General features: G+C 60.3%; 24 protein-coding genes and 4 pseudogenes. 11 read left to right on the top strand and 17 right to left on the bottom strand.

Annotated features, from left to right (window positions below):
* Nucleotides 1–11: 11 nt before the first annotated feature.
* The 3 genes and pseudogenes from USDA257_RS13615 (at nucleotide 12) to USDA257_RS13605 (ending at nucleotide 4,116) form a co-directional block, all read left to right on the top strand.
* The gene (locus USDA257_RS13615; RefSeq protein WP_014763545.1) at nucleotides 12–1,016 is read left to right on the top strand and encodes a calcium-binding protein; all 1,005 of its coding nucleotides are present in this window, start codon (nucleotides 12–14) and stop codon (nucleotides 1,014–1,016) included.
* A gap of 81 nt (nucleotides 1,017–1,097) precedes the next feature.
* A pseudogene (locus USDA257_RS13610) lies at nucleotides 1,098–1,614 on the top strand (thermonuclease family protein).
* A gap of 969 nt (nucleotides 1,615–2,583) precedes the next feature.
* Nucleotides 2,584–4,116 (top strand): M10 family metallopeptidase C-terminal domain-containing protein, encoded by a 1,533-nt coding sequence (locus tag USDA257_RS13605; protein WP_014763543.1) that lies wholly within the window; start codon nucleotides 2,584–2,586, stop codon nucleotides 4,114–4,116.
* A gap of 57 nt (nucleotides 4,117–4,173) precedes the next feature.
* Here USDA257_RS13605 and USDA257_RS13600 read toward each other — a convergent pair whose 3' ends face one another.
* From USDA257_RS13600 to USDA257_RS13585, 4 genes and pseudogenes are all read right to left on the bottom strand, one after another.
* Nucleotides 4,174–4,815 carry a hypothetical protein gene (locus USDA257_RS13600; RefSeq protein WP_014763542.1) on the bottom strand — a complete coding sequence of 214 codons (642 nt, stop codon included), beginning with the start codon at nucleotides 4,813–4,815 and terminating at the stop codon, nucleotides 4,174–4,176.
* A gap of 10 nt (nucleotides 4,816–4,825) precedes the next feature.
* Nucleotides 4,826–5,143 carry a lipoprotein gene (locus USDA257_RS13595; protein ID WP_014763541.1) on the bottom strand — a complete coding sequence of 106 codons (318 nt, stop codon included), beginning with the start codon at nucleotides 5,141–5,143 and terminating at the stop codon, nucleotides 4,826–4,828.
* A 32-nt stretch (nucleotides 5,144–5,175) separates the two neighbouring features.
* A complete protein-coding gene (locus tag USDA257_RS37390) occupies nucleotides 5,176–5,388 on the bottom strand; it encodes a M15 family metallopeptidase (RefSeq protein WP_014763540.1) in 213 nt (70 codons plus the stop codon).
* A gap of 232 nt (nucleotides 5,389–5,620) precedes the next feature.
* Nucleotides 5,621–6,073: pseudogene (locus USDA257_RS13585) on the bottom strand (IS66 family transposase); the annotation flags it as partial.
* A gap of 156 nt (nucleotides 6,074–6,229) precedes the next feature.
* Between USDA257_RS13585 and USDA257_RS38790 the strand changes: the two are divergent.
* Nucleotides 6,230–6,502: a DUF982 domain-containing protein gene (locus USDA257_RS38790; RefSeq protein ID WP_048657384.1), complete on the top strand. Its 273-nt coding sequence runs from the start codon at nucleotides 6,230–6,232 to the stop codon at nucleotides 6,500–6,502.
* Here the strand turns inward: USDA257_RS38790 and USDA257_RS33205 are convergent.
* Both USDA257_RS33205 and USDA257_RS13570 read right to left on the bottom strand, forming a co-directional pair.
* Nucleotides 6,499–7,944 carry a replicative DNA helicase gene (locus USDA257_RS33205; protein ID WP_014763536.1) on the bottom strand — a complete coding sequence of 482 codons (1,446 nt, stop codon included), beginning with the start codon at nucleotides 7,942–7,944 and terminating at the stop codon, nucleotides 6,499–6,501. The genes USDA257_RS38790 and USDA257_RS33205 overlap by 4 nt on opposite strands.
* The gene (locus USDA257_RS13570) at nucleotides 7,941–8,546 is read right to left on the bottom strand and encodes a hypothetical protein (RefSeq protein ID WP_196777096.1); all 606 of its coding nucleotides are present in this window, start codon (nucleotides 8,544–8,546) and stop codon (nucleotides 7,941–7,943) included. Before USDA257_RS13570 ends, USDA257_RS33205 begins: the two co-directional genes overlap by 4 nt.
* A gap of 321 nt (nucleotides 8,547–8,867) precedes the next feature.
* Here USDA257_RS13570 and USDA257_RS13565 point away from each other — a divergent pair, with 321 nt between their 5' ends.
* Nucleotides 8,868–9,404, top strand: a complete 537-nt coding sequence (locus USDA257_RS13565; RefSeq protein WP_014763534.1) for a hypothetical protein — start codon at nucleotides 8,868–8,870, stop codon at nucleotides 9,402–9,404.
* 422 nt (nucleotides 9,405–9,826) lie between these two features.
* Here USDA257_RS13565 and ligD read toward each other — a convergent pair.
* Nucleotides 9,827–10,815: pseudogene (gene ligD / locus USDA257_RS13560) on the bottom strand (non-homologous end-joining DNA ligase).
* Between the two features lie 32 nt (nucleotides 10,816–10,847).
* Nucleotides 10,848–11,162 carry a sunset domain-containing protein gene (locus USDA257_RS34035; protein WP_080605587.1) on the bottom strand — a complete coding sequence of 105 codons (315 nt, stop codon included), beginning with the start codon at nucleotides 11,160–11,162 and terminating at the stop codon, nucleotides 10,848–10,850.
* A 200-nt stretch (nucleotides 11,163–11,362) separates the two neighbouring features.
* Here USDA257_RS34035 and USDA257_RS13555 point away from each other — a divergent pair, with 200 nt between their 5' ends.
* From USDA257_RS13555 to USDA257_RS13535, 5 genes are all read left to right on the top strand, one after another.
* Complete coding sequence (locus USDA257_RS13555; RefSeq protein WP_041414195.1) at nucleotides 11,363–11,593, top strand: hypothetical protein; 231 nt, start codon at nucleotides 11,363–11,365, stop codon at nucleotides 11,591–11,593.
* Nucleotides 11,590–11,757: a hypothetical protein gene (locus USDA257_RS37120; protein WP_014763532.1), complete on the top strand. Its 168-nt coding sequence runs from the start codon at nucleotides 11,590–11,592 to the stop codon at nucleotides 11,755–11,757. Before USDA257_RS13555 ends, USDA257_RS37120 begins: the two co-directional genes overlap by 4 nt.
* A gap of 561 nt (nucleotides 11,758–12,318) precedes the next feature.
* Nucleotides 12,319–12,831 carry a thermonuclease family protein gene (locus USDA257_RS13545; RefSeq protein ID WP_014763531.1) on the top strand — a complete coding sequence of 171 codons (513 nt, stop codon included), beginning with the start codon at nucleotides 12,319–12,321 and terminating at the stop codon, nucleotides 12,829–12,831.
* Nucleotides 12,832–13,247: 416 nt separating this feature from the next.
* On the top strand, nucleotides 13,248–13,580 hold the full coding sequence (locus USDA257_RS37815; protein ID WP_223843430.1) for a hypothetical protein: 333 nt from the start codon (nucleotides 13,248–13,250) through the stop codon (nucleotides 13,578–13,580).
* Nucleotides 13,581–13,661: 81 nt separating this feature from the next.
* Nucleotides 13,662–13,922, top strand: coding sequence for a hypothetical protein (locus tag USDA257_RS13535; protein WP_014763529.1), 261 nt, complete (start codon nucleotides 13,662–13,664; stop codon nucleotides 13,920–13,922).
* Nucleotides 13,923–14,057: 135 nt separating this feature from the next.
* On the opposite strand, the gene USDA257_RS37810 is transcribed toward USDA257_RS13535, so the two are convergent.
* Nucleotides 14,058–14,528 carry a PDZ domain-containing protein gene (locus USDA257_RS37810; protein WP_014763528.1) on the bottom strand — a complete coding sequence of 157 codons (471 nt, stop codon included), beginning with the start codon at nucleotides 14,526–14,528 and terminating at the stop codon, nucleotides 14,058–14,060.
* Between the two features lie 22 nt (nucleotides 14,529–14,550).
* Nucleotides 14,551–14,691 (bottom strand): annotated as a pseudogene (locus USDA257_RS37805) (hypothetical protein); the annotation flags it as partial.
* A gap of 919 nt (nucleotides 14,692–15,610) precedes the next feature.
* Here USDA257_RS37805 and USDA257_RS13525 point away from each other — a divergent pair.
* Complete coding sequence (locus USDA257_RS13525) at nucleotides 15,611–16,681, top strand: nucleotidyltransferase family protein (protein WP_014763527.1); 1,071 nt, start codon at nucleotides 15,611–15,613, stop codon at nucleotides 16,679–16,681.
* Between the two features lie 395 nt (nucleotides 16,682–17,076).
* Here USDA257_RS13525 and USDA257_RS13520 read toward each other — a convergent pair whose 3' ends face one another.
* The 7 genes from USDA257_RS13520 to nanR form a co-directional block, all read right to left on the bottom strand.
* Nucleotides 17,077–17,511 (bottom strand): OsmC family protein, encoded by a 435-nt coding sequence (locus USDA257_RS13520; protein ID WP_014763526.1) that lies wholly within the window; start codon nucleotides 17,509–17,511, stop codon nucleotides 17,077–17,079.
* A 251-nt stretch (nucleotides 17,512–17,762) separates the two neighbouring features.
* Nucleotides 17,763–18,650 (bottom strand): N-acetylneuraminate lyase, encoded by an 888-nt coding sequence (locus USDA257_RS13515; RefSeq protein WP_014763525.1) that lies wholly within the window; start codon nucleotides 18,648–18,650, stop codon nucleotides 17,763–17,765.
* 13 nt (nucleotides 18,651–18,663) lie between these two features.
* Nucleotides 18,664–19,599 carry a dihydrodipicolinate synthase family protein gene (locus USDA257_RS13510; RefSeq protein WP_014763524.1) on the bottom strand — a complete coding sequence of 312 codons (936 nt, stop codon included), beginning with the start codon at nucleotides 19,597–19,599 and terminating at the stop codon, nucleotides 18,664–18,666.
* Nucleotides 19,596–20,876: a TRAP transporter large permease gene (locus USDA257_RS13505; RefSeq protein WP_014763523.1), complete on the bottom strand. Its 1,281-nt coding sequence runs from the start codon at nucleotides 20,874–20,876 to the stop codon at nucleotides 19,596–19,598. Before USDA257_RS13505 ends, USDA257_RS13510 begins: the two co-directional genes overlap by 4 nt.
* Nucleotides 20,877–21,395 carry a TRAP transporter small permease gene (locus tag USDA257_RS13500; RefSeq protein ID WP_014763522.1) on the bottom strand — a complete coding sequence of 173 codons (519 nt, stop codon included), beginning with the start codon at nucleotides 21,393–21,395 and terminating at the stop codon, nucleotides 20,877–20,879.
* Nucleotides 21,396–21,450: 55 nt separating this feature from the next.
* On the bottom strand, nucleotides 21,451–22,422 hold the full coding sequence (locus tag USDA257_RS13495; protein WP_014763521.1) for a sialic acid TRAP transporter substrate-binding protein SiaP: 972 nt from the start codon (nucleotides 22,420–22,422) through the stop codon (nucleotides 21,451–21,453).
* Between the two features lie 29 nt (nucleotides 22,423–22,451).
* Nucleotides 22,452–23,153, bottom strand: a complete 702-nt coding sequence (nanR, locus tag USDA257_RS13490) for a transcriptional regulator NanR (protein WP_014763520.1) — start codon at nucleotides 23,151–23,153, stop codon at nucleotides 22,452–22,454.
* Nucleotides 23,154–23,266: the final 113 nt, after the last annotated feature.

Genomic DNA, 23,266 nt, shown 5'->3' with positions numbered 1-23,266 from the left:
AGGAGCCGATTATGGCGAGTTACAACGGCACTCTGAACAACGACAGCTTTATCGGCACCATCGATTGGGATGTATTTGATCTCAAAGCTGGTGACGACTATGCCGAGGGTGGCGACGGAGACGACATCTTCGTTGCGGGTAGCGGAAATGACACGATCTACGGCGGAGCAGGCCGGGAATACATTGATGGCGGCGCTGGCAACGATGTGATCTACGCTGGCGACGGCGATGATGGCTTCAACGGCCAAACGCATCCGTGGCCGGGATTCGGAGGCCAGCCGGTCTTCCAGGCTGTCGGAGGCGGCGCAGGAAATGACACGATCTATGGTGAAGGTGGCAATGATCTGCTGAAAGGCCAGTCCGGTGACGATTGGCTCTATGGCGGAGTCGGCAATGACACCTTGGACGGCGGCTCGGAAAACAACCGCCTCTGGGGCGGCGACGGTAACGACATTCTCGACACCGAGGCGGGCGTTGATGAACTCTATGGCGAAGCCGGAGATGATCGGATCGCGGCTGGCGGGGGCAATGACACCCTGGATGGTGGCGCAGACAATGACCAGATGACTGGCGATGCCGGCGACGACTTGCTGCTCGGCGGCACAGGTAACGACTACCTGGACGGCGGCGGCGACAACGACGTGTTGCAAGGCGGCGATGGCGTCGACACCCTGATCGGCGGCGGTGGGAGCGATCAGCTCTATGGCGGACTAGATGCCGACACGTTCGTCTTCAAGGGCCAGGCCGTACTTGTTGAGAGCAACACGGACGTGATCTGGGACTGGCAGGACGGTGTCGACCGGATCGTGATCGAGAACCTCGGCATAAATACCTATGCCGACAACATGGATGAGAGCACCAACGTGGCATCGGTCTGGGCCTATGACGCCTCTCAGGGCGACGTGGTGGTCCGCGGCGAGTTGTCGACCGGTGAGGATTTCACGATTCGTATCAAAGACATCAACGGTACGATTAACGCTTCCATGTTCTCGGCCGCCGACTTCCTCTTCGCGTAACCGACGAGGCCCGACGTGGTTCAAAGTGCGCCGGGCCTTGGCCAATTGACAGAATGGTCGGTTCACGGAAGAAACAACTCCATGAAGTGTGTCTCTATCCCGTCTGCAGTCGCCGCCATCGCGCTCGCGATTGCTCCGTTCAGTTCGGCGGTCGCCGCTGACGACATCACCGGCCGTCCGACCATCGACGGCGATACCATTGAAATCAGAGGAGAGCGCATTCGGCTGCACGGCCTCGATGCACCGGAGAGCTGGCAAAGATGCGGGGGATGGCGACGGCGGCACCTATCGCTGCCGCAAGGAGGCAGCATTCTCACTTGACAGGTTCCTGGCAGCTTCCCGCCCCACCCGCTGCGAGATCCTCGAGCGCGACCGCTATGATCGTTTCGTCGGTGTCTGCTTTCGTGCCGACGGACGCGAGGTCAATCGCTGGCTCGTGGAGGTCGGGAATGCGGTGGATTGGGAGCGGTACAGCAAGGGAGCCTATGCAGATGCTCAGGAGAACGCGCGTTCTCGATCAGCGGGCATTTGGCGCGGAAAGTTTGAGTTGCCTTGCCAGGCGCGCGCCGAACATGCGAGGCGGGAGCCGTCTTGCTGAGCGAATCCTGACCGTCACCGAGAAGATGAAGAAGCTGATCTGGGATTGTCCTGCATAAACAGAGCTGCAGAGGGCGACCAACTGCAGCTCCAATCGCGACCCCTTTTTTCAACTTCACTTGGCTCTCGCCCGTTCCATTCAAGGGAACCGCTTCGAACGTCGCCTGGATATTGAGATAGTGAGAGCGCAAGCGAGATCAAGGGCTGCCGGCTCGTCTAAACGCGATGTGCTCCGTCCGAGCTAAATCCGATTGGCTAAAGTTCAACCTGCCCCGCCTGATGTAAAATCAGCATTTTCTTAAATGCGAAGGGGAGAAATATGTCGAGGGGAACACTGTGCACCTTAACGGCGCTGGCCATGTCGTTTGGTCTTTCCTCCCCTGCGGAGGGAAGCACAGTCCAAATTCCGGGCCACAAGTTCAAGACCGCAAAAAATTGTGAGCGCAAGGCGCCAATCGGGAAATTCGATCGCAAGTGCGACATTCCGATTGTCGGCTGGCGTGGTGCCGAAGGCCTTTGGTGGCCGAGTGTCGCTCAAGGTGCCCCTGGCGGGTTCGGCCTTTAGATAAAGGCGAAGCGTTGTCACCGCCTTGAGCGAGGGACCGACGCCAGTCCCGCGAGTAAGCGCTTCGGCGCGCCTCTGAAGCCCGAATGAAGTCTGACGTATTCTCTCAAGTCTAGTCCACCGGGTCTAATGGACAGTACGCATAGCTGCCGTTAAAACCCGCGCTCGTTGGCGATGCGTGGTGCAGCCGGAAACTCTTCTCCGCGCCTATCGAGGCCGATAGACAGCAGATTGATAACGTAACCCGCGCGCTGATCAGCAAATCAGCGCAATCGCGAGGTTCGCTCAGATTTGGGCTGAACTCGTTACGACAATCGTAGGAATTCGGAGCCTATCGTCGCCGGCACGATCTGCGCTTTTTGGAGCCGAGGCAACGGCCCTGCGCTCTTATGATAGGAATTTGGCATGAGCGGTACGGGCAAGACCGGGAAGACCTTAAATACGACCGGCAACAGTCTGATCGATGGCGTACTTTCGGGTTATGCCTGGACCGGGACGATCACCTATGCCTTTCCGGCATCGAAGAGCAGCTACAGCTATAGCGGCGAAAAGGACAACGGCTTTGCCGAGGTCTCACAGGCGCAGATAAACGCCGCGCTCTTCGCGATGGAGCAAACATTCGGCTCGGCCGCCAATGACGGCTTCTCCGTCGAGGGCTTCACCAATGCCGACTTTACCTCCGGAAGCGCATCCAGCGCGACAATCCGGTTTGCACAGTCGACCATGCCCTCGACCGCCTGGGCGTATCTGCCGGGCACCTATGCCGAAGCCGGCGACATCTGGTTTGGCACGAGCTACGCCGGCACAATTTACGACTACAGCAAGCCGGTTGCCGGCAACTATGCGTGGCACACGCTCATGCACGAACTCGGCCACGCGCTCGGTCTGAAACACGGCCACGAAGCAGAGGGGGCCTTCAAGCCTCTGCCTTCTCAATACGACTCGATCGAATATTCGATCATGACCTATAGTGGCTATGTCGGAGCGGGCGACGGTTACTACTACGAGCAATACGGCGCGCCGCAAACCTTCATGATGGCTGACATTGCGGCGCTGCAGGAAATGTACGGCGCCGATTTCACCACCAACAGCGGGGACACGGTCTACAAATGGACGCCCGGCAGCGGTGCCACGCTTGTCAATGGCGCTGTCGGCATAGCACCAGGCGCCAACCGCATCTTCGCCACGATTTGGGATGGCGGCGGCAACGATACCTACGATCTCTCGGCGTATTTAACGGGCCTCAAGATCGACCTGCGGCCCGGCAACGCGTCGACCTTCAGCGTCGACCAGCTTGCCTGGCTCGGCGGCGGTTCCAATAACGGCTTTGCCGCAGGCAACATCTTCAACTCGCTGCTCTATCATGGCGATACCCGATCGCTGATCGAGAACGTCAAGGGAGGTTCGGCGGGCGACAAGATCATCGGCAACCAGGCGGCTAACCGGCTGTGGGGCAATAGCGGCAATGACACGCTGAGTGGCGCTTCCGGCAAAGATACGCTCTATGGCGGCTCGGGCGCGGACAAGCTCTATGGTGGCAACGGCAATGATACCTTGTACGGCGAATCGAACAACGATGCGCTCTATGGCGGCGGCGGCGCAGACAAGTTATTCGGCGCCGCTGGCGCCGACACATTCCAGTTCAAGGCAGTAGCGGACAGCACCGTTTCCACGTCGGGCCGCGACACCATTTACGACTTCGCCGCCTCGGATTCCGATCGGATCGATCTTTCCGCGATCGACGCCGACTCGGCCACGAGCGGCGATCAAGCCTTCACCTTCGCCGCCGCTTTCAGTGGCAAGAAGGGGGAGTTGCGCTACGACCGCGCTGCCTCCGACACCTATATCTACGGCGACGTCAACGGTGACAAGAAAGCCGACTTCGCGATCCATCTCGATGACGCCGTCACCCTGCAGAAGGGCTACTTCGTCCTGTAGACGGCCGGCGGCGAAACGTCTTGTTGTTCGTTACCAGACGGTGACGGAGCAGAGCAATCACCGCTCCACTCCGCCGCCGCTTGCAGCCAAAAGCCTGGCAATCTCCCGCTCCAGACGGTGCTGGTTTTCCTTTAGGTCGAGGATGATGTCCCGCTGGCTGTAGACGCTGCCTTGCGCCTGCTTCACCTCATCGATCTGCCTCTGATGGTCGGAGAAGCGCTGATCGTAGGACTGCCACACCCGATCGAGCTCGGCGCGCGGGACCTGAGCGTCTCGGAGATCCTTTAGCATAGACTGCTGCTGCAGCCGGTCCTCGGCGCCGCGCGCCGATCGCCATTCCATCTCCTTCTGCGTCACCATCTTTTCGTTCAGGATGGCGACCGAGGCCTTCAGGTCGCTGGTCGCGCTATTGATCGGCCAATAGGCGAGAGCGCCAAGTATCGTGCAGAAGCTCAATGCAACGCCGAGGGCTTGCCATTGTGGACGGTTGCGCTCTGCAAGCGTCGATGACAGAGCGGCGACGGAATTGCGCATCTCGGCCGCAAGCGCGCCAACCGCAGATTCCATTTGCTTGAAGCCGGTTCTCATCTCGGCCTCGAGGTCTGTCTGCCGGCGTCCGAGGTTCGTCACCCGCTCGCCAAGCTGCGCCGTCACCGCCGCGGCGATCTTGTTCTCGAGCTTTTCCTGTGCAGTGTTCATGGCGATCTCCTTATTCCGCTGCCTTGGCTTCGCGCAATGCGAGCGTGATTGCCGCATAGGCCTCAGCAGCCTTCACTAGTGCGGTCGCCGCGGTGACGCTGCCAGGATCCTTGCAAACGACGTCGAGAGCCGACCAAGCAGCCGCCTCTCGTGCGATGGTGCGCTGCTTGATGTTTCCGGTGCTGGCGACGATCAGGAATGCGGAGTGAGCCGTCGCCGCCGCCGAGCAGATCTGCGGCAGGTTCTTCTGGATGGCTGTGTCTATCGACGACGTGGTTTGGCAAGCGGACAGCACAAAGGCCGCCACTGCGAGAAGCAGGTAGCGCATTGTTCGATTTCCCTTTTGAGGGTTGGTGGGAGTTACAGACGGGCCGCCTGGACGTGCATCCAGTCGAAATCTCTGGCGCGGCCGAGGGAGAGCCAGCCTTCGCTCTCCCAGGCCACCCAGAAGGGAACAGCGTCGGAGTGAGAGAGGCGCGCCGACGGTTTATATGCGTGCAATTGATTGCGCTCGGGATCGAAGTCCATCGCGATCCCCCACGAGTGCATCGAATAGCTGTTGCCGCCGCGCATCTTGCGAACGTTCAGCTAACCTCCGAAGAGATTGAGGCCGAGATCCGCCCTCTCCTTCGCGCTATAGGTCGATGCGACCTTCTCAAGCACGCGCTGGGCCGAGGCGGCGACCTTCTGATGAAGCGTGATCCTCCGGACCCGGATGCTCTTCGACCGTAAGCGCTCATTTCGCTGCACGTTGACGCCCGCGCTTTGGCAGATCGTGGTGGAATGGGAACTGCATGCGGTTTGATCAGGCCGCTGTAGCTTTCGGGAAGTTGAAGGGCAGCAGATCGTCGATATTGGCGTTTTCGGCACGCTGAGGCAATTCAGTGAGGACATAGCGCAAGTAGGCCAACGGTTCGATGCCACAGGCCCGACAGGTCAACATCAGACTGTAGATGGCGGCGCTGGCCTTGGCTCCGTGGACTGTGTCGCTGAACAACCAGGATTTCCGGCCGGTGGCAAAGATTCTGATATCGCGTTCGAGAAGGTTGTTGTCTATCGGCATCCTGCCATCTTCGGTGTAGCGCGTCAGATAACCCCATTGGTTCAGGGTGTAGAACACGGCATCGCCGAGCTTGCTGTCTGGCAAGACCTTCGGGGCGATTTCGTCGAGCCATTCCTTGAGGGCGGAAAGGATGGGAACGCTGTGTTGCTGGCGAAAGCGGCGAATGCAATCGGCCTGCGTTTCACCGTCATCCGGCGCCGGCATCAACCGAGGTCCTCACCCGATTGGAAACGTCCTGGGCGGCGGTCCGCAGGCTGTCTTGGGGATGTACAGCCACATTCAAGAGAGCCTCCTGACGGAACAAATATTAGCTTTCGCCGTTATTCGTTCGCCTCGGGGAGGAGCCCAAAAATGCTTATAGAAGCAGCAATAAACTGCAGTGATATTCACTGGACGGAACCTGTGAGGATCCGGATTGGCCGGGCGAAACCTCTCGAGATAGATGGTCCGTATGCCGCTTTGAACGTCATGGCGCACCGATGGCCGGACGTCCGTGGTGACCGATATGACAAGGCCAAGCGGCTGTGCATGGCGGCGCTCGGACGGCGTGTAGCGGCGTGCTCGATCAAGGATGATTTCATCGAAGCGTGCATCGAGGCGGATATTCTGGAGGACCCCCATTAGAACATCCTCTCTTGGCTGACCGCCGGCCGGTTCGACACATAGCGGGTGTACCGGGCCTCAAATTTCAGGGTTTCGGTAATGGTCGGATCGCCGAAGCGGACCTTGATCGAACCGATCTCGGCGATTCCCTCGACCTCGGAGCCAAACACCTTGTGGATCTTCTTCCAGTCGGATTCGCTCGCGGCGATCTTCTCGCGCGCGGCTTTGTATTTTTCGGCCCGGTAGAGGTACATGACGGCGTCATAGTCAGCGCGGGCGCCCTCGCCGCCATAAAGGTCGGCGGCGATCGGCCGGGGGTTGTCTCGCCTGGTGCCAAAGCTGTTACGCTGATTGAGGATGAGCACCGCGCTCTGCGTCTCGTCAGCCAGGGCCTTTAGCTCGACCGTCACCTCGCCTGAGATCCGGTCGGCTGAGAGCTTCGGATCGCGCGGCTTCACCTTGCCAATGTGATCGATGACGATCAGCGGCGTCTGGCCGGTGGCGTTCTTCTTGATGAAGCGGCGGGCATAGGCGGCGAGCTGGCCGACGCCCTCGCGCTGGCAGCGGACGATTTCCAGCGGCTGCTTGTCGAGCCACATGGCGAACTGGACGCATTCATCCTGCTCATGCTGGGTCATCAGCTTCGACGGGTCGCGCTGCTGGCGGATGTCGATCCCCTTCTCCTGGGCGATCATCTGGCGCACGCACTGCGCGGCCGACTGGTCATAGGAGAGGAACTGAACCGGATGGCCGTGCTTGACCGCGTGCAGGATGAGCTGGATGGTCAGGCTGGTCTTGCCCTCACCCGAGGAGGACAGGAGCCCGTAGAGATTGCCCGCCTCGAGCACCGGCTCGGAGAGAACCTTGGCGATCTCCTGAAGGGCAATCGGAACGCCGACCACGCCATCGCGGCGCGCCGAGGCGTTGAAGGCGTTGAGATATGAGGCTCCGGGCGACACTCCTGCCTTCAGCGATGCAAGGCGCGTCCTGCGCTCTTTCAGACGCTGTTCGAGGGATTCGATCTCCTCATCGAGCGTCAGTAGCGAGTGGCCTTCGGAAGCGATCTCCGTCGCCAGCTTCGCATCCTCGGCCAGGCCGCGGGCGAGAGCGACGCCCTTGATGATTTGCAGCGAGGCGTCGAGCTCATATCGGATGGCCGGGTTCACGCTCAGCTTCTGCAGGTTCACCAGGTACTCGGCCGGCGAGCACGGCAGGCGCTCGATGTGCTTCGGAACCGCTGGCTTCAGCGACACGGCGTTGATGTGCTGCTGAGATTGAAAGAGCTTCACCGCCTCCCGAAAGATGCGCTTGTGCAGCTCCTCGGCGAAGTCGTCGACGTCAAGGCCACAGTCGGCCATGATGTTGTTGTCGCTCATCACACAGGCGAAGAACTTCTCGGCGGCCTGGAATGCGTCGTCTTCGGTGATCCGATCGTTGAGCTTGAACTCGGCGTGCATGTTCATGCCTGCCTCCCGGCGTAGAGGATGACGGGAGAACGAGGCAGCCGGGGCGTCTCTGTCCAGATGTACCAGGCGTGATCTTCCGTCCCGGTGATGCCGTCGAGGGTCCAACTGATCCGATCGGTCAGCGTGATCTTTGCGGCGAAGCGCGGGTTATCGCGATACAGGTGTGTGCGGGTGCTGCCGGAATCGAACTTGGCAGTTAGCAGCAGCGCGACGAGGCCGGTGCAGCGCTCGAGTGCCTTTTCCGCGAACTTCACAGCCGTCCGGTTCTGGACGCCATAGGGCGGATTCGTGATGATGCCATCGCCACCGAAGGTAATCGGCAGGTCATCCAAGAAATCCACCCATTGATCCTGCTGGCGGGAATAGGTCGCAAAGTCGCTTGTGTGGACGGTTGCGCCGGCTTCCTTGAGAACATCGGCGATCAGGTGATTGCCGGCAGCCGGTTCCCAGATGCGCATCCCTTTCACAGGGAAATGGCGAACGAGAGCTTCCGTGGCCCAGGGCTCGGTCTGATAGAGATCGTTCTCGATGCGCGCGTATTTCGAGGCAACGACCGTCATGCCGCCGCCCTTGCAGATGGCAATGACGGCATCGAGCATGGCGATGTCGCGCAGCTTGTTCTCAGCCTCGGTCTCAGGACGCGGGCGCTTTGATCGCGGGCCGTGATCTTCATGTGAACTTCTGGCGCTTCTGGGCTTCGGCCCATTCGATGATTTCGCCCGGCCTTTTTTGTTGATCAAAGGCGCGCAAAAAATCGCCGCCCAACACGCCACGGTTACGACATAAGCCATTGACGTCACCGCTAGTTGTGAGACCCTAGATGCTCTTTGGCTTTTGGTTTCCTTCTTGAGCTTGTGGCTTACACATTTCGATCGTTGTCATGCACAAGGAAGGACAGTCTTCGAGGAGGTCAACCATTGATGCGATTGACACGTGTGTCGGCCGCCGTGCTGATCTTGCCTGCACTGTCCGGCTGTAATTTCTTTGACTCCGAATTGGTGACCGCATGCGAGGAAAGCCTGAAAAAGCGGTTGCGATCCCCTTCAAGATACGAGCGCATTGAGATCGTCCGCTCCGAAGCAAAAATGGATCCGCAGGCCTTTGCCAAGCGCGTTGCTGGTAGAACTGACATCCCCACAAGCTACTTCAAAAGCAAGATGCAGGAGTACGACAACGGACAGGTGAGCCCCAAGGTGTTCACCGTTATCATCAGCTATGACGCGCCCAACGCCTACGGAACGCCGATCCGCAGTGTCGCTCACTGTGAGTATATCAGCAATTACGGCGACGATTCTCAAGCGTCTGAAGTCACGGTATCGATCGATGGGCAAACGTACATGGAATGGCTCATTGAAGGCATGAAGGCCGCCAATTGCGTCAGGAATTGGTTGAGCGTCGACGCGCTGTTGCCAGTAATCAAGAGCCAGGGGAGATCGTGGCAACTGCAAAGGGCGTGATTGAATTTCAGATGAGCATCGAGGCGATCGATCGAGCCATAGACGACGAAAAGAGGCTACACGGGGCTTCAGTAGCCCCTTTGGGCGGTGCCCCTAATCCTTGACTGCAACTTGCGCTGTGCGACGCTGAAGCCTCTTGGTTGTACTGATTAGGGGCGGAGGATGGCAGTGAGCGGCGTTACTGACGAGGAACGAGCGGCAGAGATGAAGCGCCGCGATGATGCCATTAACGTGCGAGAGGAAAGAAACGCAGCGTGGCGTCGTTCTTGGTTAAAGCTACCCAAGGCATTCACGAGATGCATCCACTGCCGCAGCCCCATAAAGTGGGACCCCACGGTCCCCGAAATACATATCTGCCGCTAACGGCACCTCGCCGCCGATCTCTCCTGCTGGTCTGCTTCCTTCGCGGCACGCGTGAACCGCTAAGCCGATTTGCCGTTACTCAACTCAAACACCATTGCATCATCCTCCCTCTCCCTGATCCCCTGGAACGACGGATGCCGCAGCTTGCCGTCTTCCGTCCAGGCGCGATACGCGATTTCCGCGACGAGGAAAGGCTCCGTGAAGACCGAGCCCTTCCGCTTCAGGTTCACCGCCGGCGAATCCGTCTCGATCTCCTCTAGCAACTCCCGAAGCTTCACCGACTCTTCACGCGTCCAGCCGGTTCCGCAGCCTCCGACGTAGACGAGTTCGCCGCCTCTATGCGCCGCTAACAGCAGACGCCCGATTGCGCCGGTAACGGTCGATGGCTCGAAGCCGACGATGACGAAACTGTCGCGGCGGGTGCAGGTGATCTTGCGCCACGCATCGTTTCGACCTGAGCGATACGGCCGCTCGCGGTGCTTCGCGATAACACCTTCGAGGCCGAGTTCGCAGACGACGCGGAGAAACTCGTCGCCGTCTGTCTCAACCTGTTCAGACAAGCGAATGGCGCCCTCACGGCCTGCAACAAGTGGCTCCAACTTGCGTCGGCGCTCCCGCTGCGGCAGTCGGCGCAGGTCGCGGCCATTGAGATAGAGGAGATCAAAGGCAAAGAGGATGATTTCGCCGGGCTCATGCGCGGAGGAACGGCGGCCGAGGACGCGCTGCAGCATGCCGAAATCGGATCGGCCCTGCTTGTCGAGAATGACCGCCTCGCCATCAAGTATGGCGGCCGTGAGCCGGAGCCGCCGCGCCTCGGCGACGATTGACGGAAAACGGTTCGTCCAGTCGTACCCACCCCGTGTGATGATGCGGATTCTGTCAGGTTCGATATGAAGCGCCAACCGACGCCATCCCATTTCACCTCGAAGGCCCATTCCGGCCCTTTTAGCGGCTTGTCGACGAGCATAGCGACGCAGGGATCGACGCGGGCAGGCATGGGGTCTGGCTGAGGCGTGTCGGGCGGCTTTTTTGATGAAGATCTGGCCATCGCAGATTAAAGCGGGCGGCGCCGCAAAAGCGTCAGCGAAACGATTTCCGCCAACCTGCGGCCCACGCGTCAAGTTCGGAACAGAACCAACGTTCCCCATATGCCGGACTTATCCGAGTTTGCGAGTAATACTCCTGCCCGGGCACGTGGAAAATTCTCTCTCCCGTGATGCTGACATTACCCTTGATGTTGCAGGATCCGCCACCTGAGCCGTTCCACAAACCATGGAGGTCGCTGACGGTGATGCCGCCGGCTGCGCCGACCGCGAGCGCCGCGGCCAATAATCCCGGCGCTTCAAAAAGCGCAGAACGCTGTTGCTGCTTTCGGTCGCCTTGTCGATAAATCATGCCACCTCCCGCATTTCGCCTGACGATGGTAGAAGAGGGCACAAGTTAGCAAAAGCTGCACAATTGGAGTAATCAACGGCTAAGGGCCGGATTGACTCTCAGCGCCACCGGAACATAATAGGAACATTCATCGGCGTTGCGGCCGCCAATCTGAAACTGAGGGGTATAGGACTCCGTGCGTGCGCGGAGAAGGAGTTGTCATGCCTACTGAAAGGCAAACTTCCGACGTCGAGGAATTCGATGCGTGGATGGATGAAGTCGCATCAGCACTTGCCTGGCATAGCGGAGACGCGGAAGCGACAATCCGCACACTGCTCGCCGACTGCAAGCATCTGCGCGAGCAACTAGCATTGGCTCAGATTGCGATGGGTCTTGGCTTCACTCGCGGCTGGTCGCCCTGCCCAGAGCGCCAGGATGAGGTGACGACGTGAGCGACGAGCAAGGCGCGGCCAAACACGATACGACGCTTTACGTGCACTATTGCAAGCATCCCGACTGCAAGAAATGGGGTGCCTTCGGCTTCGCAGTTGGCAAGGCGGAGCCGAACTGGTTCTGCCTCGAGCACCGTCCGGAATGGAAGCCGCGCAATGCCTAGAGCTGGTGCCTGGTGGCTGTCCGAACTTGTCGACCGCAAGATCCGGATCGAATGCGAATGCGGGGTAAAGAGGCGCTACGACGCAAGGGCCATGCTAAAGCGGATCGGGGATCGCACTATGCCCGCTTTGTTGACGGAATTGGCCATCGCCATCGGTTGCGTGAAAACGGGCAACAAGTTCTACGACCGTTGTCGGCTGGTCTACCAAGATACCCTGCCCGATCGGGATAACAAGTTCTCCCGATGGAACCGGCCGACGGTGCGGCGCCGGCCGGCTCTCCCGACGAGATCACCTTCGCAAACCTTCCGGAATGGTATGACCTGTTCTGCAGTTGCCGCAGATGCGGCCGCGAGAACCGGATCGATCGGCGCGCGCTGGCGCGCCGGTTCGGGGCGAAGCGTCCGATTCTCTCCCTCGCGCGATACCTGCACTGCACGGACTGCGGGAATAAGGGCGGGAACGTCATCAAGATTGGCAGGATCGGCCGATGAGGCGGACGTTCTTGACGTCAGCCTTCCTATGTGCCCACTCCAGCAAGATTTTTTGAACTGGACGACTCAATGATGCTTCGCCGCTTTCTGACTGCTGCCCCGATCTTGCTTCTCGCAATTTCCGCGGCTGCTGGCGGCGCCGAAACGATTGCCGGGCGAGCGACAGTAATCGACGGTGACACTATCGAGATCAGAGGCGAGCGCATCCGTCTACACGGCGTCGACGCGCCGGAGAGCTGGCAAAAATGCGGGGATGGCGACGGCGGCACCTATCGCTGCGGCAACGAAGCCGCACTCGCACTCGACAGGTTCCTGGCAGCTTCCCGCCCTATCCGCTGCGAGGTCGTCGAGCGCGACCGATACGGACGGTTCGTCAGCGTCTGCTTCCGTGCCGACGGTCACGAAGTCAATCGCTGGCTTGTCGAAAGCGGCAATGCCGTGGATTGGGAGAAGTATAGCAGAGGGGTATATGTAGGCGCACAGGAAGAAGCACGGTCACACGGCGTCGGCATTTGGCGCGGCACGTTCCAGTTGCCTTGCCAGGCGCGAGCTGAGCATGCAAAGCGTAAGTCAACTTGCTAAGATGAGGCCGCGACAAGCGGCAAGGGGGATGGTCCCGCGATATTCGTTTGCGCGTGACTAGCGACAAACTGAAAAAGCCCCCCTCGCCGGTCCGGCAAGAGAGGCTTTGCGCCCGAGCGTTCGACTTCACAGGCGATGAATACTTTGCGCGCTCTGTTCGCGAGTGCAAGCATCACGTGCAGAGTGTCAGGTTCTTTTCACTGCGACAATTCAGCGCTCACCTGTGTTCACACTCGGCTGCGGCAGGACGCGTTTCTGCAGCGGATTAGCGATAGGGTGGAGGCGAACCTGGGCGTTCAGATCATCCGCTCGTCGCGCTGAGACCAGGTGGAAATGTTCGTTCTTGAGCATCGTAAAGCGGCAGACGCCGCCATAGCACAGGCAATGAGGAGGAAGGATGGTCGGCAGACGACCTGATGAACGCCGCCAATGACGAACGAGGCCCGGGAAGAAAAGGGCCTGGAGAGCTGGTAGACGGTTTTCGCGGCTTCCGGGTCTTCGATGAAGCAAACATGAGCCAGGAACCATCGCCTTCCATGGTCGTTGACCTTCAAAAGGAGAACGCCATGCCGAAGCAAGATCCTATTCCCACCCCAGCCGAGACTCCAAGGGAACCACAGGGCATTCCTGGCAGGCCGGACCGCGGCCTGGAAAAGCCTGCCGAACCGCCCATCAAAAAGCCGGAGGATAGCAAGGATCCAACGGATCCGACCCTTTTGCCGATCGGTGACCCGGCCGGAATGGCTTAGCTCGCTATAGAACTCGGTCTATGTCTGCCGGAAACTGAGCGGCCGTGGGAGGTTCGAACCTCTGCACATGGAGAGATGCCCATGCTGATCCAACAGTTGCCGGACGAGCCGGTGGCGGGCGCGATCATCGTCAAGCTCTATCGCTACGGCGACGAAGTGAGAGGCTATGTACGACAGGTCGTCGACCCGTCCAAAGACGACGTCATCTTCCCCGGCGAGGAAATGGAGCCGGAAGCCGCTTTTCGTCTGGCCGAAGCACATAGCAGGGGGGAAGCGCCGATTTACGTGGAGCTTGTGGAAGATGTTCAATGGGACTCGAACTGGGGCACTTTGATCAGCTAGCCTGATCCAGCACATTGTCGGCGCGCATTTTTGATCGAGTGGTACTGGAGCCACATCCCTGCTCCAAGCGCGGGACGCGAGAGGCCAAGCCCGCCTCTCGCATGGATTCCTGACAAGCTCGTCCCACGCGCTCCACTATGCCTGTCCGAGCGGCAGAGCGACGAAGCGCGACGCACCGCCCGACTGGATGCGAAGCAGCGCGGCCACTCTGCCTTCCTTACGAAGCGACGCGAGATCGCGGCGGAAGTCCTTGGCTTTCGAGACCGCCTTGCCGCCGACGTCGAGAATGATGTCGCCCGCTTCGAGGGTCATGCTGCGCCGCCGCCCTTTAGGATCGATGGCGACGACGACCATGCCTTTCTCGCCGGGGCCGGCCACCTCGCTCGCCGGCGCCAGCAGAAGCCCGAGATCCTGCTCGCTGGCTGGCGCAGCGCTGCCGCTGCTTGCCGCTTCGACCGGCGCGGGTCGTTCCTCCGGCATCGTTGCGAGCTTTAGAGCAAGGTCCTTTGGCTCGCCATTGCGAAGAATGCTCACCGTCACAGAGGTGCCGGGTGCCATCGCACCGACCTTCGGCCAGTTCACGCGGATCGTTGATTGTTGCCCCATCGACCGCCGTGATGACGTCGCCGGAGCGGAGATCGGCCTTGCCGGCCGGGGCGGCAGGGTCCGTTTCGTCGACTAGGGCGCCCTTGGCTTCCTTCAAGCCGAGGCCCTCGGCAATGTCTGCAGTGACCTGCTGTTCCTTGATGCCTAGCCAGCCACGCGTCACATGGCCCCTGTCCTTCAGCTCGGCGTTGACGGCTTTCGCCGTGTGGGCCGGGATATCGAAGCCGATGCCGACTGCCGCCGGACGGCGAGAAGATCGCCGTGTTGACGCCGATCACATCGCCGTTGACATCGAAGGCCGTGCCGCCGGAATTGCCGCGATTGATCGGCGCATCGATCTGAATGAAGTGGTCATAGGGGGCCGGCCCCGATGTCTCGCCCTTCGGCGGAGACGATCCCGGTGGTGATCCGGGCATCCGACCTTGGGTGGCTCGCGTGATCGACGGCACGGCCTCATACTCTCCGTCGTCTTTGACGATGATTCGAGCGCCAGCGATCAAATGAACTGGCGGAGCCATCTTGCGGAACCAGTTTGCCCCAACCCGCAGGGATGACGGCGTTTCCGGGTGTTCTCGCCTGCTACGATTTCGAAGTGACGCTCCCGCATTGGCAGGGTCACGATGTCGGGTTCACTGGGAACTGGATGATCTAGGCTTGGCTACCCTTTCGACCAGCGCGCGAAAACCGGGACTATCCAGTTCTTAACGGGGCAGGACGGCGTTGATTCAAAGTGTAACAACGGCAAAGAAAGCCCGCGTTTGCAAGGCGATTGGGCTGACGAGCTTGACATGGGGCATGGGAGTTATAATGTTTATGCTGAAACGTTATAACTCGGGACGTAAAGGGAGTTATGATGTCTTTGCGGAAACATTATAACGAGGGTGCCCCGTGGTGTGGAAGGCAATCAAACGGCTTCTCGGTCGTCCGTCGAAAATGATTCGGGCGAGGTCGGCACTCGAGAAGGCGATGGCCGACCTGGCTGCCTAAAGATGGTTTGGCTGGCCCGCCGTCCAGTCTAACGAAATCGAAACCATGGAAGAGGCCTCGGCACTCTCGAAAGCCGCTGCGAAGGATCGCAACCAATGAGACAGATCGACCTGGTATATCGGACCATGTTCGCCGAGCTGGTGCAGCGCTCGCTCGATGCGCAGTTCCAAGCGGATTTCCCGCTCGAGGGGCGGTTTGTAACGGTTCCCGTCAAAGGGAAAAACTACTGGTATTTCGATCTACCTACTCCCCACGGTGACAAGCGGCGCTATGTAGGCCCGCACAGCGACGCGGAAATCACGGCGCGGGTGAATGCTCACAAGAAGATCAAAGACGAGCTCCGCGAGCGTCGGCGCATGGTCAGCACTCTCCTTCGAACCGCCGGCCTGTCGGGACCCGATGCCTTCGTGGGCGACATCACGAAAGCCCTTGCGGATGCCGGACTGTTCCGGCCACGGGCCGTGCTGATCGGGTCGGTGGCTTTTAGCTGCTATGCGGGCCTGCTCGGCGTTCGGCTGCCTTCGACGGCGATGCAGACTGGCGATGCGGATTTCGCGCAGGACTTCGCGATCTCGGCCGAGGTCGGGGACAGCCTGCCGCCCATTCTAGAAATCCTGCAATCGGTCGATCCGGCGTTCCGGGCGGTCCCGCATCAAGCGGACAAGGCGAAGGTCGTCGCCTTCCAGAACGGCAGGGGCTATCGGGTAGAATTCCTGACGGGGAACAGGGGATCGGACGAATACACGGGCAAGCCGTCGCCAATGCCAGCCCTCGGCGGTGCGTCGGCGGAAAACCTCCGGTTCTTGGATTTCCTGATCTACGAGCCTGTGAGGACCGTTCTGCTCCATAGGGAGGGCGTGAGCGTGAACGTCCCCGCGCCCGAAAGGTATGCCGTGCATAAGCTCATCGTGGCGTCCAGGCGACTCACAGACGCGCTTGGGCGGGCGAAGCGCGACAAGGACCTACTGCAGGCCTCGTTGCTCTGTGAGGCGCTGCGGGAGACGCGCCAAAGCAATATTCTGGCCGATGCCTACCAAGAGGCGTGGGAGAGAGGGCCGTCATGGCAAGAGGCGATCATATCTGGACTCGCGATGATGCCGGACAACGGGAAAGGAGCGCTGGCGGCAGCCATGGGCATATCGATGGACGAACTCGGGAAAGGGTAGGACGATGATCGAACACAGCCGATATGACAACGGCCATTGCCAGCGCCGCGGCACCTGAGCTGAATAAAACGTCCGGAATAGGCTTAGCTACACATAACAGAGCTGCAGACGGATTGGCCGGGTCCACTGCAGCTCCGATCGCGGCGTATCCTCAATTAGCTGGCGCTCATTCGCGCCCTGTTCCGTCCAAGGGAACCGCTTCGAACGTCGCATTACGCGTATTTAGATAGCTTTGGCGCAAGCGAAATCAAGGGCAATTACCCTCGCGCACGTCCCTGCACGTGTAGACCGGACCCGGCATTGCCATGAGCGGTCAATGCCGGAATCCATCCGCTAGCTTCCGCCGTTCCGGGCGCCGCAAGGCAGCGTTGAGGCCAGTTTGGAACCTTTTGCAATCAGGTCGGCGAAGCGGCAGTCGTATCGACCACCTCGAAGTCGTGGGTGATCGTCGCCGTCTTGGCGAGCATCGCCGACGCCGAGCAGTATTTCTCGATCGACAGCGCGATGGCGCGTTCGACCTTGCTGGTTGCAAGCCCGCGCCCCTTGACGACAAAGTGCATATGGATGCGGGTAAACACTTTCGGCTCCTGATCCGCCCGCTCCGCGCTGAGCTCGACGATACAATCCTCGACCGGCTGGCGACCCTTTTCGAGGATGTGGACGACATCGAAGGCGGAGCAGCCCCCGGTACCGATCAGCACCATCTCCATCGGACTCGGCCCCGGCGTGCTTCCCTCCGGCTCAGAAGCCGTGCCTAGCACGACATTGTGGCCGCTCCCGGATTGGCCGACGAAGGTCCGCCCTTCAACCCATTTGATACGAGCCTTCATGATGACCTCCTGTCGCGATTTGCCGATTCTCGTCCGAGCTTGATAACGTGAATCGCATCGCTACAACATGCCGCGCGAAGATATAGCGCGACATGTTCGCTTCGAATTCGGCAATCCAAGACGTACGTCAACTTCGGAGTGGTCGAGGCGCGCGACATCCGCATTCGCTCCGCTATTCCGCCGTCTGGATAAGCGAACCAACGGGGCATTCTGTTGTGGCGCCGGCCAGGCTCCGCTGACCCAGACTGAAATCACCCGCGGTCTTCACGCCAGGCCAATATGGGCGCGACAGCTTCCCGAAGCGCGGCGAGATCGGTCGCCTCGATCTTTCGGAAGGGACGCCGTGAAGGTCCGCAGTTGACCCCCATGATGCCGAGCAATGCCTTGGACCCGGGCATAACCCCTACCTTGATCAATGCCTGGATCACCCGGTTGGCCATGACCTGCAGTCGCCGTGCTTCCTCGATCCGCCCTGCCGCCGCGCACGTCCTCAGGGCAACAAACACGTCGCCCATGAAGTTATAGGTCGTGCCGATCGCACCCTGTGCCCCCATGGCAAAGCCGGCGAGGCACATTTCGTCATAGCCGTTGTAGACGATGGCGTCGGGCACGGCATGGCGGATGCGTTCGAGTAGGAACATGTCCCTCGATGTGTGCTTGATGCCGATGATATTGGGGTGCGAGAGAAGCTCGACGAGTTCAGGCAGCGTGAAGCCACTGGTGCGGGCGGGAAAATTATAGACGATGAGCGGCAAGCCGGAGGCATCGGCGAGTTCTCGATAGTGCGTCATGACTTCGGGTCGGGAGAAATCGTAGTAAAAAGGCGGGATGGCCGAGATCGCTTGATAGCCGGCTTTGGCTGCGTGTTCCGAGAGCCTGAGCGCGTCCCTCGTGGCAATCGTGCCGACATGGGCGATCAGCTTTAGGCGGCCGCCCGTGGCGGCAGCGACATTGGAAAGATAGTCGGCGCGCTCGTCGAGCGACTGCAGCATCGCTTCGCCGGAGCTGCCCCCGACATAAACGCCGTCGATGCCAAGCCGGATCTGAAACTCGAGAAGCGGACCGATGGCCCGCCGGTCGATAGTCTCGTCTTCGGAAAACGGCGTGAGGAGGGCCGAATAAATCCCTTCAAGGTCCATGGTTTGATCGCTTTCAAAGGTTCGTGGGAAAAAGCTCAGGCAGCTCCTGGCGGGCCGCAGCGCCAAGCTGGATAACCGCTTCATTGGGCGCGGAACTGTAAGGCCAGAGCAGCTCCGGACCAATTGGACACCAGCGGCCGGCTGCAGCCATCGCTTTGTCGAGTGCGGCGTTCGACAGGCCGTAGCGCGCGGCAAGCGGCAGAACATGCTCGTTCATGAAGCCGATGACGCGGGTCTCGAACGCGAGGGCATCCGTCGGATCCTCATGGAGCTGCCGCCACCACCGCACGGCGCCGGCGGGACTGAGACACGCGACATTGGAATAGGAGCCACGCCCCCCGGCGAGGCAACCGCTCGCCATGAAATGTCCGGGAATGAAGACAGCGAGATCCGGCAGCTTCCGGCGGAGCTCCTCGTACCAGGTACGATCGCCTCCCGGCAGCTTGGCGCCGATAAGGGTGGGCACTGCGGCCTGCAGCCTTGAGATCTCGTCGAGGCTCAGCCGGCGCTTGGCATGCGGCGGATTGTAGAGGACCAGCGGAATGTCTGGTGCTGTTGCCGTCATGCCGGCAACGAAACGCTCCGCTTCGTCATAGGTCGGTGCCCACCAATCCGGCAGGGTCACTTGGACGGCATCGGGCCTCAGTACTGCGATACGGGCCAGCCGCTCGCGTGCGACGCGTGCGTTTGTATGCGAGACGCCGATCTGGAAAGGCAAGGAAACGCTACGGCAGAAATCGGCGACCAGGTGACTAAGCCCGTCGAACTCTGCCTCCGTCTGGCTGTGAAATTCGCCTGCCGTGCCGCTCGTATAAATGCCCTCGAGGCCGCTCCCGTGAAGCACGGATAGCTGCTCTTGTAGGGCGGGCCAATCGATCGCGCCTTTTTGATCGAGCGGCAGGAGCACCGCTCCCCAGACGCCTTCGGGCGGTTTGGCGGGAAGGCTCACCGAGCAGCTCCGAGCATCTGGTCGGGAATGAAGGTGACGAGGGCTGGAAAGACGGTGATCAGCACCAGGACGATGATCAGCGGAACGAGCAGTGGAAGGATACCGCGGGCAAGCACACCGAAGGGAATGTTGGCGACTTTCGAGACCACGAAAAGCGCCACTCCCATCGGCGGTGTCAATATGCCGATCATCAGGTTGAACACCACCACCACACCGAAATGGACGGGATCTATACCGTATTGAAGCGCGGTCGGCACCAGCACCGGCACGATGAGCAGCAGGATCGCCAACGCCTCGATGAAGGTGCCGAGTGCAAGCAGCATGAGGTTCACGAGGATGAGGAATGTCAGCGGGTCATCCGCATAGTTGAGGAAGAACGCGGCGACGTGCTGAGGCACCTGCTCCCGCGCGATCACATAGCCGAATAGCGACACGCCCATGATGAGGAGGCCGACGGCGGCCGTATGGCCGACCGTCTCGCGGAGCACCGTCACGAGTCTGGCGAAAGTAATTTCGCGGTAGACTACGACGCCGAGCAAGAGCGCATAGCTGGCCGCAACGACGGCAGCCTCTGTCGGCGAGAAGATCCCCGCAAAGATGCCGCCAATAATAATGAAGGGCGTCATTAGCGGAAAGAGCGCTCGCCAGAAGGTGGACCAGACCCGGCGAAGGCTGGCGCGCTGCTCTGTCGCATAGTTCCGCCGCCAGGCGATGACATAGACCATGACCATCAGCGAGGCCGCACACAGGAGGCCCGGCACGATACCGCCCAGGAAAAGCCCGCCGATTGAGGTGTTGGCAATCACGCCATAGACCACGAGAGGGATGGAGGGCGGGATAAGCGGTCCGATGATCGCAGATGCGGCCGTGATCGAACCGGAGAACTGCTCGTCATAGCCGGCGTCGCGCATTGCCTTGATCTCAAGCTGACCAAGACCGGCCGCATCGGCAACAGCCGAGCCTGACATGCCCGAGAACATCACGCTCGCCATGATGTTCACATGGCCGAGTCCGCCGCGGATATGGCCGACAAGGGCCTTGGCGAAATCGAAAATGCGCTCGGTCACGCCGGAAACGTTCATCAGCTGGGCGGTGAGAATAAAGAAGGGAACCGCAAGGAGCGGGAAGCTATTGAGGCCAGCGACCATGCGCTGCCCAGCAAAATTGAGACCCGTGCCCTGCCAGAGCATATAGGCGAGAGCCGCCACGATCAGTGTGAAGCCTACCGGCATGCCGGCGACCAGAAGAGCAAACCATCCCCCGAAGAGCGTCGTCATCTAAAGGTACCTTTCGGAAGGGGCATCGGCGACCGGATGACCGCCGCTCAAAAGCGCTCGGGCATCCCGCGCCATAACCAGCATGATCCTGACCGCCGCAAGCATGCCGAAGACCGGCAAAGCTCCGTAGAGCCAGGATTCCGGCACGCCGATCGCAATCGACATCACCTTATGGGCGCGAATTGCGCCGAAGATGCCGTAGTAGACGAGGATGAGGAGCGCGCCGAGCACCAGGCCATCCAAAATGAGCCGCAAGACGAGCTGCGCCCGCTCCGGAAGCATCATCGGCACAATATCCATGGTGATGTGCGTGCGCGAGGTGATCCCCTCTGCAGCGCCAAGCGCCACCAGCCATACGAAAGCGTAGCGGGCAGCCTCCTCCGTCCAGAACAACGGATCGCCGAGAATGAACCGGGTGATGATCTGAAGCGCGATTACGGCAAATGCGAAGACCAAGAGGCCGGCTGCCAGTGTCTCTTCGATACGGGCAAGACTTTGCCTGCGACTTGGATTGGCCATTGCTGAATTCCTTGGGGTCAGAAGGCGTTGCCGCCTGCGGCAACGCCTGTATGGCCTAACGGAGATCGAGGAGCGTCTGCACTGTGCCGGCACCGAACTTTGCGTCGAGATCGGCATAGACAGGCTTCATGGCCTCCCGAAAAGCCGCCTTGTCCGGCTCGACTACGGTGATGTCGCGCTCGCGGAAAGCGCTGACGAGGCTCGCTTCCTTTTCATTGACGAGTTTGTTGTTGAGGACGCCGCCCGCCTCGAAGGCCTCCATCACGACCTGCTGGTCAGCCGGTTCGAGCGCGTTCCATGTATCTTCCGACATGAGGATGAGCTGGTCTTGCACTAGATGTCCGGTCAACGAGACATGTGATTGCACCTCGGTGAACTTCATCGAGTCAATGATCGGCAACGGGTTCTCCTGGCCGTCGACCTGGTTGGTTTGAAGCGCCAGATAGACTTCCGCGAAAGCCACGGGCGTCGGGCTGGCGCCCATCGCCTTCGCCCAGGTGAGAAGCGGCGCCGAGTTGGGAACGCGCAACTTCATGCCGGCGAAGTCGGCGGGCTTTTCGATCGGCTTTTTCGCCGTCGTGTGCCGCGTTCCGAAATACCAGGAGTCGACCGTTCGCCACTTGTGCTCGGTTCGCATCTCCTCGACGATTCCCTTACCCCAATCCGAGGCGATGATCTTTTGAAGGTGATCGAAGTCACCAACCACATAAGCGGTGCTGGCCACCACAGCGCGGGGAACCCAGGCGTCCATCCCCCCGAACGGATTGAGCGTGAAGTCGAGCTCGCCGAGGGTGACCTGTTCCATCATTTCGCTGAAGGTACCGAGTTGGGAATTGGGAAAGATTTCCAGCGTCAACCGACCGCTCGATTTCTCCTTGATGATCCGCGCCGCCTCCGTGACACCCTCGAATTGCGGATCGCCGGCGGTGCCCTGCATCCCCAGCCGCAGCGTACGCGTCTCCTGAGCCGAGGCTTGCGACGCCATCAGCAGGCCCGCGAGGGCCAGTGAAATCAGTCCCGTTTTCATTTGAACATTCCTCCCTTGTCGTATCGGCCCTAAGGGCTCGTTTGCCTGTACTTGCGTGCTGCACTCTCCAGATGCTCGCGCATGGCGCGCCCGGCCCGCTCCGGCTCTCCGGTGCGGATCGCCTCCACGATCGCGACGTGCTCCTCGAAACTCTCTCTGTTGGAAATCTCCGGCTGGACCGGCAAGGGCCGCTGAGCAATCAGCCAGTCTACGAAAGCATCATGGACGGCGAGAAAAATGGGATTCGAAACCATTTCCGTCAGCGTCCGATGAAAGGCGACATCGGTCATGGCGAAGGCGCGGGCCTTGCCGATCGCGGCCTCGTTGCGGGCAAGTGCGGCCTCGATCGCCTCAATCTGAGCCGCTGTAGCGTTCGCCGCGAGGTGACGGGCGCAACTTTCCTCCAGGAACAGCCGCGCCTGCTCGAAATTGGCGACGCCCTCCGGTCGGCCAAGCAGCATACGTGCCGCACCTGCGAGCGAAGAGAGGAAATGATCCGGCGTCGGCCGTGTGACCTTGGCACGCTCGCCCGTGTTGATCTTCACGAGCCCCATGCGCTCCAAGGCGAACAGCGCCTCGCGGATCGATGGTCGCCCGACCCCGAACATTTCCATCAGGTCCCGCTCGGAAGGAAGCGTAGTGCCCAAGGGGTAGATCTCCTCCCGGATCATCTCCTCGAGGCGGAAGCGGACTTCATCCGAGAGTTTTTTGCGTATCGCCAGCGTGCTCATGGTATAACTGTTAAGGTGTTATACCATTTCTGTCAAGAGATACGCCCGGGACAGCTCGGCTAAAAAGGCAGACGCCTTGACTATCACCATGTTCGAGAGACGACTGCGGGCGA

Source organism: Sinorhizobium fredii USDA 257, from assembly GCF_000265205.3.
GTDB classification, from domain to species: Bacteria; Pseudomonadota; Alphaproteobacteria; order Rhizobiales; family Rhizobiaceae; genus Sinorhizobium; species Sinorhizobium fredii_B.
Note: the sequence above shows the minus strand (reverse complement) of the source record. Positions and strands in the feature narration are given on the sequence as shown.